11 protein-coding genes are annotated in these 11,680 nt (G+C 72.9%); 8 read left to right on the top strand and 3 right to left on the bottom strand.

What is annotated here, in order from left to right; translation table 11 throughout:
• Positions 1-70: 70 nt before the first annotated feature.
• A complete protein-coding gene (locus FNH09_RS26915) occupies positions 71-745 on the top strand; it encodes a DUF305 domain-containing protein (protein ID WP_162469151.1) in 675 nt (224 codons plus the stop codon).
• A 34-nt stretch (positions 746-779) separates the two neighbouring features.
• Here FNH09_RS26915 and FNH09_RS26910 read toward each other — a convergent pair whose 3' ends face one another.
• Entirely contained in the window at positions 780-1,355 is a 576-nt protein-coding gene (locus tag FNH09_RS26910; protein WP_338017694.1) for a DUF6214 family protein, read from the bottom strand.
• Positions 1,356-1,564: 209 nt separating this feature from the next.
• Here FNH09_RS26910 and FNH09_RS26905 point away from each other — a divergent pair, with 209 nt between their 5' ends.
• From FNH09_RS26905 to FNH09_RS26895, 3 genes are all read left to right on the top strand, one after another.
• Entirely contained in the window at positions 1,565-2,920 is a 1,356-nt protein-coding gene (locus tag FNH09_RS26905; protein ID WP_162469150.1) for an FAD-dependent oxidoreductase, read from the top strand.
• 299 nt (positions 2,921-3,219) lie between these two features.
• A complete protein-coding gene (locus tag FNH09_RS26900) occupies positions 3,220-4,197 on the top strand; it encodes a pectate lyase family protein (protein ID WP_152892431.1) in 978 nt (325 codons plus the stop codon).
• Between the two features lie 31 nt (positions 4,198-4,228).
• Positions 4,229-5,035: a pectate lyase gene (locus tag FNH09_RS26895; protein ID WP_152892429.1), complete on the top strand. Its 807-nt coding sequence runs from the start codon at positions 4,229-4,231 to the stop codon at positions 5,033-5,035.
• A 31-nt stretch (positions 5,036-5,066) separates the two neighbouring features.
• Here the strand turns inward: FNH09_RS26895 and FNH09_RS26890 are convergent, their stop codons facing one another.
• A complete protein-coding gene (locus tag FNH09_RS26890; protein WP_152892445.1) occupies positions 5,067-5,939 on the bottom strand; it encodes a PaaX family transcriptional regulator C-terminal domain-containing protein in 873 nt (290 codons plus the stop codon).
• Positions 5,940-6,016: 77 nt separating this feature from the next.
• Here FNH09_RS26890 and FNH09_RS26885 point away from each other — a divergent pair, with 77 nt between their 5' ends.
• Positions 6,017-7,729: a DNA alkylation response protein gene (locus tag FNH09_RS26885; protein ID WP_152892427.1), complete on the top strand. Its 1,713-nt coding sequence runs from the start codon at positions 6,017-6,019 to the stop codon at positions 7,727-7,729.
• Between the two features lie 53 nt (positions 7,730-7,782).
• Here the strand turns inward: FNH09_RS26885 and FNH09_RS26880 are convergent, their stop codons facing one another.
• Positions 7,783-8,367, bottom strand: a complete 585-nt coding sequence (locus FNH09_RS26880; RefSeq protein ID WP_152892425.1) for an Rv1733c family protein — start codon at positions 8,365-8,367, stop codon at positions 7,783-7,785.
• A 293-nt stretch (positions 8,368-8,660) separates the two neighbouring features.
• Between FNH09_RS26880 and FNH09_RS26875 the strand changes: the two genes are divergently transcribed.
• The 3 genes from FNH09_RS26875 (at position 8,661) to FNH09_RS26865 (ending at position 11,599) form a co-directional block, all read left to right on the top strand.
• On the top strand, positions 8,661-9,746 hold the full coding sequence (locus FNH09_RS26875) for a WD40/YVTN/BNR-like repeat-containing protein (protein WP_152892423.1): 1,086 nt from the start codon (positions 8,661-8,663) through the stop codon (positions 9,744-9,746).
• Between the two features lie 171 nt (positions 9,747-9,917).
• Entirely contained in the window at positions 9,918-10,595 is a 678-nt protein-coding gene (locus FNH09_RS26870) for a uracil-DNA glycosylase (RefSeq protein WP_162469149.1), read from the top strand.
• Positions 10,592-11,599: a BadF/BadG/BcrA/BcrD ATPase family protein gene (locus FNH09_RS26865; RefSeq protein WP_162469148.1), complete on the top strand. Its 1,008-nt coding sequence runs from the start codon at positions 10,592-10,594 to the stop codon at positions 11,597-11,599. Before FNH09_RS26870 ends, FNH09_RS26865 begins: the two co-directional genes overlap by 4 nt.
• Positions 11,600-11,680: the final 81 nt, after the last annotated feature.

Genomic DNA, 11,680 nt, shown 5'->3' with positions numbered 1-11,680 from the left:
CGCCTCCCCTGTCCGTACCAGCCTGCCCCGCTCGCCCCGTTGCTCAACCCGCCTGTCACAGGAGGTCGTTGTGCTCTCCCGCCACTCGTCCCGCACGCCCCTCGCCCTGGCCTCCGCGGCCGTCCTGGCCGTACTCGCGCTCGGCGGCTGCGACCCGGCTCCCGGATCCGGGCCCGACCCGGTCGGCACCGGCGGCCCTTCGGTGATCGTGCCGGGCGGGCCCGGCGAGGCGAACCGGACCCTGTCCGCCGAGGACGCCGCCCGGCAGCGCGCCGATGACGACACCCCGAACGCGGCGGATCTCCGGTACGCGCGCCACATGATCGAACACCACGCACAGGCCCTGGAGATGACCCGGCTCGCCCCCACCCGCGCGGAGTCGACGGGCGTCAAGCGGATCGCCGAGCGGATCACGGCGGCCCAGGGACCGGAGATCACCGCGATGGAGAGCTGGCTGAAGCCCTACGCCAAGGACGTCGGTGCCGACGCACACGAGCACACCGCGATGCCCGGCATGGCGACCGCGGGTCAGCTGACGCAGCTCCGCACGGCCAGGGGCAAGGCCTTCGACGAGCTGTTCCTCACCCTGATGATCGCCCACCACGAAGGGGCGATCAGCATGGCCACGGAGGTGAAGGCGCAGGGCAACAACGTCCGGATCGAGGAGATGGCCGACGACGTGATCGCCCAGCAGACGAGCGAGATCACCCGGATGCGAGGGATGCGGGAGGCGGAACAGCCGTAGGGCCGGAAGCCGGGCGCCGGAGGATCCGCCCCCGTCAGCGCCGCGCGTGGCGCGGGGCCAGGTATCCGGCGTCCCGGGCCTGCGAGATCATCCTGAGCGACCTGCGACGGCTGTGGCCGGTCGCGCACATCACCGCGAGCACGGGGTCGGCGCCCTCCCGCTGGGCCGCCCGGTACTCCTGCGCGACCAGCCACCGCCCCTCGATGCCGCGCGGCCAGGCGGGACGGGCGCGACGCGCGGCGCAGGGCGCGGCGTCAGGACCGGGACCGGGGCCGACGCCGACGCCGACGCCGAGGCCGAGGCCGAGGCCGCAGACGGTCTCACCGATGTCGTACTCGGGCGCCCCGGCCGGCCCCTGGCCCGCCCCCGGCCCCTGTTCGACGGACGGCCCGCACACCTCGTACAGCGGGCCCCTGATCCAGTCCGGAAGCACCGCGAGGTCGCCGAAGGACAAGGGCGGCTGCGACCGGACCTCCTCGACGAGGACGCGGCCGCCGGACACCACGGCGAGCGCGTCGACCCGGGCTCCGTCGGCGAAGACCAGCCCGACGTCGAACCAGGCGGTCACTTCCGCACCGTCCCACAGTTCCCACGCGGGCCACACGGACACGACACCGTCCGACGCGGAGCGATCAGAAAGATCAAGAAAGGATGCGTCCAGCACACACGTGACGTAACCGCATGATCACATTCCATAAGAACGGACACGCGCACGCCCGAACGCCACAGCACCCTGTCAGCGCAGCCGCCGCGGTGCCATGCTGAAGGCGTCAGCGACCTCCTCCGAACCCCCGTACCCCTCGGACAAGGAGTTCCGCCGTGCTGCGTGTCGCCGTCGTCGGCTCCGGGCCGAGCGGGTGCTACACCGCCCAGAACCTCGTCGAGCTGGACTCCCGGGCGTACGTCGACGTCCTGGACCGGCTGCCGTGCCCGTACGGCCTGGTCCGCTACGGCGTGGCACCGGACCACGAGAAGATCAAGTCGCTCCAGAACAACCTGCGCACGGTCCTGGAGCACGAACGGGTGCGCTTCCTCGGCGGGGTACGGATCGGCGCCGACGGAATCCCGGCCGCCCGGCTCCTGGAGCTGTACCACGCGGTGGTGTACTGCGTGGGCGCGGCCACCGACCGGCACCTCGGGATCCCCGGCGAGGACCTGCCGGGCAGCTGGTCGGCGACGGAGTTCGTGTCCTGGTACAGCGCCCACCCGGACGCCACGGACGACCTCTACGTGGCCGGGGCCCGTTCGGCCGTGGTCATCGGTGTGGGGAACGTCGCCGTCGACGTGGCGCGGATGCTGGCCCGCGGCCCGGCCGAGCTCAGCCCCACCGACATGCCCCAGGCCGCCCTGTCCGCGCTGGCCGCGAGCCGGGTGCGGGACATCCGGATGGTCGGCCGCCGCGGCCCTTCCCAGGCCCGCTTCACCACCAAGGAGCTGCGCGAGCTGGGTTCCCTGCCGGACACCGAGGTCACGGTGGATCCGGCCGAGCTGGCCGCCGATCCGGCGTACGGCGATCCCGGCGGGCTGCCCGCCGCGCAGCGCCGCAACATCGAGGTGCTGCGCGGCTGGGCGGCGCGACCGACGGCGGAGGCCGCGCGCCGGATCGGGCTGCGCTTCTTCCTGCGTCCGGTGGAAGTGCTCGCCGACAACGGGCGCGTGGGCGCGGTGCGCTTCGAGCGCACGGAGCCCGACGGACACGGCGGGGTGCGGGGCACCGGCCGGTACGAGGACGTCGAGGCGCAGCTGGTGCTGCGGTCGGTGGGCTACCGCGGGCTGCCGCTCGAGGGCCTGCCGTTCGACGCCGAGCACGGCACCGTTCCGCATCTGGCCGGGCGCGTACTGCGCGCGGGCGCCGTGGCGCCGGGCGAGTACGTGGCGGGCTGGATCAAGCGGGGGCCGACCGGGGTCATCGGCACCAACCGGCCGTGCGCGAAGGAGACGGTGACCTCGCTGCTCGCGGACACCCCCGCGCTCGGCGCGCGGGAGCTGCCCGAGGATCCCCTCACGGCTCTGCGGGCAGCGGGGGCCGAGCCGGTGACCTGGGCGGGCTGGCTGGCGATCGAACGCGCCGAGGCCGAGCTCGGGGCCTCCCTGGGGCGGGGGGTCGTCAAGCTGCCGGACTGGGAGTCGCTGCTGGCGGCGGCCCGGACCCGCGTCGGACCGGGACGTCCCTAGCAGCTCGCGACTCCGCCTTTCGGCTCACAGCTCTGTTTGCTCCTCTGAGCGCAACTTCGTCGTGGGAGCGCTCCCGCGCCTGACCTGGCAAGCCCTCGCCGTCGGCAGGGAGTGCCGGAACATGTTCTGCACGAGGCGTTGACTAGAAAGCGCTTGCCATCTACGTTCCGTTCAGCAGCGTGACCGATGCCTCGGGCGCAAGCCACGCAAAGGCCACGCTGACCGCACGCAGCGTTCTAGATGGCGTACGTCATGCACATACATGACCACCCAGACCCCCACTGAAGGGACGCACCCGCATGCGCACTCGCCTCCCGCGCAATCACGCACGTCGCTCCGCACTGGCCGCCGGTGCCGCCGCGCTCGCCACGGCCGTCGTCCTCGTCCTCCCCCAGCCGGCCGGGGCGGCCGACACCTCCCCGGTCGGGTTCGGCGCCGGGACCACCGGCGGCGGCAGCGGCACGGCGGTCACCGTCACGACACTGGCCGCCTTCAAGACGGCGGTGACGGGCGACTCGGCCAAGGTCGTCAAGGTCAGCGGCCTGATCTCGCTGAGCGGTCAGGTCGACATCGGGTCCAACACCACGGTCCTGGGCGTCGGTTCGGCGTCCGGCTTCACCGGCGGCGGGCTGCGGCTGAAGAAGGTGACCAACGTCGTCATCCGCAACCTCAACATCAGCAAGCCGGTGGCGCCCGCCGACGGCATCACCGTCCAGGCCTCCACGAAGGTGTGGGTCGACCACAACTCCTTCTCGTCGGACCGCGACCACGACAAGGACTACTACGACGGCCTGCTCGACATCACGCACGGCTCGGACTACGTCACGGTGTCCTGGAACACCTTCAAGGACCACTACAAGGGCTCGCTCGTCGGCCACAGCGACAGCAACGCGAGCGAGGACACCGGGCATCTGCGGGTGACGTACCACCACAACTGGTTCAACAACGTCAACTCGCGCATCCCCAGCCTGCGTTTCGGCACCGGGCACTTCTACGACAACTACGTGGTCGGAGCCGACACCGCGGTGCACTCGCGGATGGGCGCCCAGATGTTCGTCCAGAACAACGTGTTCCGCTCGACCGCCGTCGCCGTGACGACGAGCCGCGACAGCGACGTGGACGGCTACGCCAACCTGAGCGGCAACGACCTCGGCGGCGCCGCCACCGAGATCTCCCGGACGGGCACCTTCACCAGCCCGCCGTACAGCTACACCGCCGAACCCGCCTCGACCGTCGTCGCCTCGGTGACTGCGGGCGCGGGCGCCGGAAAGATCTGACAACCCCCCATCCGGAAGCAGGTATCGGGACATGACCCCACCCGCACGGCCACACACCCGACGGCGCGCCGTCACCGGCTCCCTGGCCGCCCTCGGACTCTCGCTTGGCATGATCACGGCAAACGGTGCGCTCACCCCCGCGAGCGCGGCCACCTGGCCCACCGCGAGCGGCAGCCAGGCCGTCTCGTCCACCATCTCGGTCTCCGGCACCAAGGACTACGGGATGCTGCGCCTGTACGGCACCGGCGACCTGGGCAGCGGCAGCCAGGACGAGGACCAGGGGCCGATCCTGGAACTGGCCGCCGGCACCGTCCTGAAGAACGTCATCATCGGCGCCCCCGCCGCCGACGGCATCCACTGCCTGGGCAGTTGCACGCTCCAGAACGTCTGGTGGGAGGACGTCGGCGAGGACGCGGCGACGTTCCTGGGCTCCTCCTCGTCCAACGTGTACACCGTCTCGGGCGGCGGTGCGAAGGAAGCCAGTGACAAGGTGTTCCAGTTCAACGGCGCCGGCACCCTGAACGTCTCGAACTTCGCGGTGCAGACCTTCGGGACCTTCGTCCGCTCGTGCGGCAACTGCAAGACGCAGTACAAGCGGACGATCAACCTCAACACCATCGAGGCCACCTACAAGGGCAGCAAGCTCGTCGGCATCAACACCAACTACGGCGACAGCGCGACCCTGAAGAAGATCACCATCGTCGGGGACTCCAGCAAGAAGATCGTCCCCTGCCAGAAGTACATCGGCAACAACACGGGCGCGGAGCCGACCACGAACGGCTCGGGCCCCGACAGCACCTACTGCAAGTACGCCACCTCGGACATCACCTACAAGTGACCGTCCGCGCGGCGGCCGTGCGGCACCGGGTTCACCGGGCGTCCGCGGCCGCCGCGCCGCCGTTGCGGCCACGGCCGGGCCCGGGCTCCGTCTCCGTCTCACCGCCCGTGCGGCCGTGCTGCCGCACCGTCCGCGCCAACTCCCCCTGGTAGTCCGTGTACGCGGAGCGCAGCGCCGCCCCCGGCCAGTCGTCCGGCAGGAGTTCGGGAGGCAGCACGGGGTCGGCGAGCAGGTGGCGTACGACTGCCGCGAAGCCGGTGAGGCGGTCGGCCGGGCGGTCGACGCACGCCACATGGGCGAGCAGGGACCGGGCCGTGACGGCCCAGGCGTCCAGCGGCCACAGACTCGCCGCCAGCGCGGCCGGACTCCGGTCGGCCGCGGCCGTGTCGGCTCCGGACCGGTCGGCCGCGGTTCCCCCGGGGCGCGCGGTGTAGTGCTGGGCCACCGCCTCCAGGTCCTCCGGCAGGGTGCGCAGCAGATTGGCGGGCCGCAGCCAGACGCCCTCGCGGAGTTCGGCCAGCCGGAGCGCGGCCAGCCGGGCCCTGAGGTCGGCGCGTTCGGCGGGGCCACGCCCGGTCGCCGTGATCACCACCATCTCCCAGTCGCCGCGCCACGCGCGCGTGCGGGGCTGTACGGCCTCGTCCTGGCGGCGCTGACGGGACAGCAGCCGGTCGCTGAGACCGTAGACGGCGTCGGTACGCCGCAGATCGCCCGCCGCCACCATCCGGCTCAACGCCGCACGGAGCGTCGACCCGCCGACGCCGAAGGGCTCGACGGCGCGGACGAGGTCGCGCACCGGGAGCTCGGGCGGGTGGGCGCCGAGCAGCAGGCTCAGCACGACCGAGCGCGCGGACAGCGGCCGCAGGTCGACCTCGCCGGGCTCGGCCGGCACGTTCATCCGCAGGGGCACGGCACGTACTCTACGTGCGCCCCCTTGTTGCATCATTGCTACAGCCGCAGCGAAGGTGCAACATGGACGCTATGGTCTCGACACTCGCGCACGAGCAGCCGCAGCACGACGCCCCGCACGCAGCCCCGGCCGGCGTCGGCGCCCACGCCGGCCGTGACGTCACCCACGACGTCACCAACCAGGCCCCTCCCCTGGCCCCGTACGACGCCTCCGCCGACCCGGCCCTGCTGGAAGGGCTGCGCCGGGAGGGCGCCGGCTGGGCCGAGGACGGCGTCCGACGCCTCGGCGCGCTGGCCGGCGGCGCCGAGGCGCAGGAGTGGGCCGAACTGGCCAACCGCCACGAACCGGAGCTGCGCACCCACGACCGCTACGGCAACCGCGTCGACGAGGTCGACTTCCATCCGAGCTGGCACCAGCTGATGGGGACCGCGGTCGCCGAGGGCCTGGCCGGGTCCCCCTGGGCGGACGAGCGGCCCGGCGCCCATGTGGCCCGCACGGCCGGCGGCCTGGTGTGGGGACACACCGACGCCGGGCACGGCTGCCCCACGTCGATGACGTACGCCGCGATCCCCGCCCTGCGCCACCAGCCGGAGCTCGCCAAGGTGTACGAACCCCTGCTGGCCAGCCGGGAGTACGACCCCGGGCTGCGGGTGCCGACCGAGAAGCGCGGGCTGCTCGCGGGCATGGGCATGACCGAGAAGCAGGGCGGCTCGGACGTCCGTACGAACACGACCGTGGCCACGCCCACCGCCGAGCCGGGCGTGTACACCCTGCGCGGGCACAAGTGGTTCACGTCGGCCCCGATGTGCGACGTCTTCCTGGTGCTGGCCCAGGCTCCGGACGGGCTGTCCTGCTTCCTGGTCCCGCGGGTCCTGCCCGACGGCAGCCGCAACACGTTCCGCATCCAGCGGCTGAAGGAGAAGCTCGGCAACCGGTCCAACGCCTCCTCCGAGCCGGAGTTCGACGGGACGGTGGCATGGCTGGTGGGGCCCGAGGGGCAGGGCGTCAAGACCATCATCGACATGGTCAACTGCACGCGGCTGGACTGCGTGATGATGTCGGCGGCGCTGATGCGCAAGACGCTCGTGGAGGCGGGGCACCATGCGCGCCACCGCAGCGCGTTCGGCGCGCGGCTGCTGGACCAGCCGTTGATGCGCAACGTCCTGGCCGACCTCGCGCTGGAGTCGGAGGCCGCGACGACGCTCACCCTGCGGCTGGCGGGCGCGGCGGACCGCGCGGTGCGCGGGGACGCCGGTGAGCGCACGTTCCGCCGGATCGCCACGGCCGTCGGCAAGTACTGGGTCACCAAGCGGGGTCCCGCCTTCACGGCGGAGGCGCTGGAGTGCCTGGGCGGCAACGGCTACGTGGAGGAGTCGGGCATGCCCCGGCACTACCGCGAGGCGCCCCTGCTGTCGATCTGGGAGGGCTCGGGGAACGTCAACGCCCTCGACGTGCTCAGGGCGCTGGGGCGCGAACCCGGTGCCGCGGACGCCCTGTTCGCCGAACTCGACCTGGCCCGGGGCGCGGACGCCCGTCTGGACTCGGCCGTGTCCCGACTCAGGAGCGGCCTGGCCGGCGCGTCCCCGTCCGGCGCCCGTCGGGTGGTGGAGCTGATGGCCCTCGCCCTCCAGGGCTCCCTGCTGGTGCGGTACGCCCCGCCCGCGGTCGCCGACGCCTTCTGCGCGACCCGGCTCGGCGGCGACTGGGGGTACGCCTTCGGCACGCTGCCCGACGCGGCGGACCTCGACGCGATCCTGGAGAGGGCGCTGCCCGACGGGCAGTGAGCCTGAGAGCTCCGTACGAAAGTGCCGCCGGGCCCCGGTTCTGTACGGAGCTCTCAGCCCGTCCGGTGGCCCCAGAGCGGGTCGAACCGCGCCCAGTCGGCGTCCCACTGGTCCATGCGGCGGCGTTCCAGGCGGGCGCGGACGGCGCGGCCGACGATGAAGGGGACGGCGGCGGTGCTCACGCCGGCCAGGCCGCCGATCAGGGAGGCCCTCAGCCGGGCCTCGTAGGGGGTGGCGGGCCTGCTCACCAGGGCGCCCCGGCGGTCCGTCCAGACCACGACCGGGGTGCCCGCGGTGCTGCCGGGCCGGACCCGGACGAGTCCGGAGTGCGCGGTTCCGTCGACCGCGGTCCAGGCCGCCCTCCCCCACACCCGGTCTCCGCTGGCGGTGCCGGTGTGCGCGGTGGCCGTGCCGGGCGCGCGCTCGGAGAGGTGGGCGACGGCGGGGCGCCAGTCCTCGCGCTCGCGGGCCAGTTCGTCCTCGACGGACCGGGTCGCCGTCAGCCCGGCGAGCACGCCGGCGAGGACGGTGAGCACCCCGGCTCCGAGCAGGACCCAGCCCTCCATCGCGTCGGCGCGGCGCCTGAGCGGATTGCGCCGCCAGCGCCACAGCCACACCTTCGGACCACGGAACGCCATCGAAGGCTTCCTCCTCGTAAGCGCACGAACATCCCCGACCGCCCTCCCATACGGGAGCGGCGGCCGCGATGCTCAGGGCGAGTCCTCCGGCTCGACGTTCCCACGGGTCCTTCGACCCGCGCAGGCGTCTGTCCGAAAGTGCCCGGAACCTGTTCGTCCAACAGCGCAGACTGGCGTCACGCGACCGACACCGCGCCCTGTGACCTGCACGGACGCCGGTTGCGGGGTGACTGTCAGAGGCGGGGTGCAGACTGGCCGATGTCCGGGAGGAATCTGTCGCGGAGGTGACCGGGATGACCGAGGTACTGCTCGCCGTGGGCACGCGCAAGGGACTGTTCATCGGGCGCCGACGCGCAGGCACATGGGAGTTCGACGAGAGTCCCTGCTTCAACGCCCAGGCCGTGTACTCGGTGGCGATCGACACCAGGGGCGCGGCCCCGCGGCTGCTGGCCGGCGGCGACAGCGCCCACTGGGGCCCGTCCGTGTTCCACTCCGACGACCTGGGGCGGACGTGGACCGAGCCGGCCCGGCCCGCCGTCAAGTTCCCCAAGGACACGGGGGCTTCGCTGGAGCGGGTGTGGCAGCTGCACCCGGCGGCGGCCGAGGACGACGTGGTGTACGCGGGCACGGAACCCGCCGCGCTGTACCGCTCCGAGGACCGCGGCGAGAGCTTCGAACTCGTCCGGCCGCTCTGGGAGCACCCCACGCGCTCGCGCTGGGTGCCGGGCGGCGGCGGTGAGGGCCTGCACACCGTGATCACCGACCGGCGGGACCCCGCGGCCGTGACGGTGGCCGTCTCCACGGCCGGGGTGTTCCGCACGACCGACGGCGGCGCGAGCTGGGAACCGTCCAACTCCGGTGTCTCGGCGGTGTTCCTGCCGGATCCGAACCCCGAGTTCGGCCAGTGCGTGCACAAGATCGCCCAGGACGCGGCGACCCCGGACCGTCTGTACCTCCAGAACCACTGGGGGGTGTACCGCAGCGACGACGCGGGCGCCCACTGGACCGACATCGGCGACGGGCTGCCGTCCACGTTCGGGTTCGCCGCGGCCACGCACCCCCACCGGGGCGACACGGCGTACGTGTACCCGATCAACGCCGACGCGGACCGGGTGCCCGCCGACCGGCGGTGCCGGCTCTTCCGTACGGCGGACGCGGGCCGCAGCTGGGAGCCGCTCTCGGCGGGCCTGCCCCAGGAGGACCACTACGGCACGGTGCTGCGCGACGCGCTCTGCACGGACGACGCCGACCCCGCGGGGGTGTACTTCGGCAACCGCAACGGCGAGGTGTACGCGTCGGCCGACGACGGCGACAGCTGGCGGCAACTGGTGTCCCATCTGCCGGACGTGCTGTGCGTCCGGGCGGCGGTCGTCGCCTGACGGACGAAACCCGACCGAAGAGACCCGACCGAGTAAGCCTGGCAGAGGAAAGAGGAGACAGAAGCACCTGATGGAACCAACGCGCTCGCTGATAAAGCCTGTTGGGCCGCCCCTGGGCGGCCTTGGCCACCGGTTGATCACCCCCGCCCGTACGGCAGTAGGGTGACGCCCGTGGCACCACGACCCTTGCACGAAATCGTCGAACCCGGCTGGGCCCAGGCCCTCGCACCCGTCGCCGGGAAGATCGCCGAAATGGGCGACTTCCTGCGCACGGAGATCGCCGCCGGGCGCACCTACCTCCCGGCCGGAGCGAACGTCCTGCGGGCCTTCCAGCAGCCCTTCGACGAGGTACGCGTCCTCATCGTCGGCCAGGACCCCTATCCGACCCCGGGACACGCGGTGGGGCTGTCCTTCTCGGTCGCGCCCGAGGTACGGCCGCTGCCCGGCAGCCTGATCAACATCTACCGGGAGCTGAACGCCGACCTGGGGCTGCCGCAGCCCTCCAACGGCGATCTGACGCCGTGGACCCAGCAGGGTGTACTGCTGCTCAACAGGGCGCTCACCACCGCCCCGCGCTCGCCGGGCGCGCACCGGGGCAAGGGCTGGGAGGAGGTCACCGAGCAGGCGATACGGGCTCTCGCCGCGCGCGGCAAGCCTCTCGTGTCGATCCTCTGGGGCCGGGACGCCCGCAATCTGCGCCCGCTCCTCGGGCAGCTCCCGGCGGTGGAGTCGGCCCATCCCTCTCCCATGTCGGCCGACCGCGGGTTCTTCGGCTCCCGCCCCTTCAGCCGGGCCAACGACCTGCTGATCGGCCAGGGCGGTCAGCCCGTGGACTGGCGCCTGCCGTGACGGACCGGGGCGCCCCGGCCGGTCTGCTCGCCGTGGACTCCGGAGGCTCCGGACTGCGTGCGGCCCTCGCCGCCGTGGACCGGGGCGTCCTGGCCCAGCGAGCGTCCACCGTGCCGGTGCGCACCGGCCCGCGGGGCATCGACCCGGGGCACCTCATGGAACAACTGGTGCCGATGGTCCGGGCGTTGACCGCCGAGACCGGGGTGCGCGAGCTGGGCGCGGCCGTCGTCGGCGCGGCCGGGCTGAGCACCCTGGGCGACGCGCTGCGCGCCGAACTCCCGGACGCGCTGACCCGGGAGTTCGGGGTGGCGAAGGTCGCCCTGGCGGCCGACGCCGTCACCGCCTACGTCGGCGCCCTCGGGCCGAGCCCGGGGGCCGTGATCGCCGCCGGGACGGGGCTGATCGCGATCGGCACGGACCTCACCCGGTGGCGTCGCGCGGACGGTTGGGGACATCTGCTGGGCGACTGCGGCGGCGGCGCGTGGATCGGCCGGGCCGGCCTGGAGGCCGCGCTGCGCGCGCACGACGGACGGCCGGGCGGATCGGCCCGACTGCGGGACCGTGCCGAGGCCGAGTTCGGCCCACTCCCCACGCTGCCCGGCCGACTCTACCCACGGGCCGACCGGGCCGCCGTCCTGGCCTCGTTCGCACCCGGAGTGGCCGACTGCGCGCACCTGGGCGACCCCGTCGCCCTGGACATCCTGGGCGCGGCCGCCCGGCAGATGGCCGAGTCCGCGGCCGCCGTGTGCCCGGTCTCGGGCGAACCCCGGATCGCCCTCACCGGTGGCCTGTTCAGGATGGGCGATCCCCTGCTCCTGCCACTGGAGATCGAACTGGCGCAAAAGCTCCCCCACGCGCAACAGGTCCCGGCCGAAGGCGACCCCCTGCACGGATCGGTCCGCATGGCCGCTGACCTGGCAACTGATGCTCTCACCCTGCCGAGTGACGGAACAATGTTGTACCTGGCGCCCAAAAAGGGAATTAGCCCCACAGGGGACGAATAGCCCGGAAGTCACGCCGATCACTTCTGATCCGCACGTAACTCATCAGACAAAACCGGACGGATACCGCTCACCTGCACCCTC

Origin of the sequence: Streptomyces adustus (assembly GCF_009377175.1) — a bacterium.
Classification (GTDB): Bacteria; Actinomycetota; Actinomycetes; order Streptomycetales; family Streptomycetaceae; genus Streptomyces; species Streptomyces adustus.
Note: the sequence above shows the minus strand (reverse complement) of the source record. Positions and strands in the feature narration are given on the sequence as shown.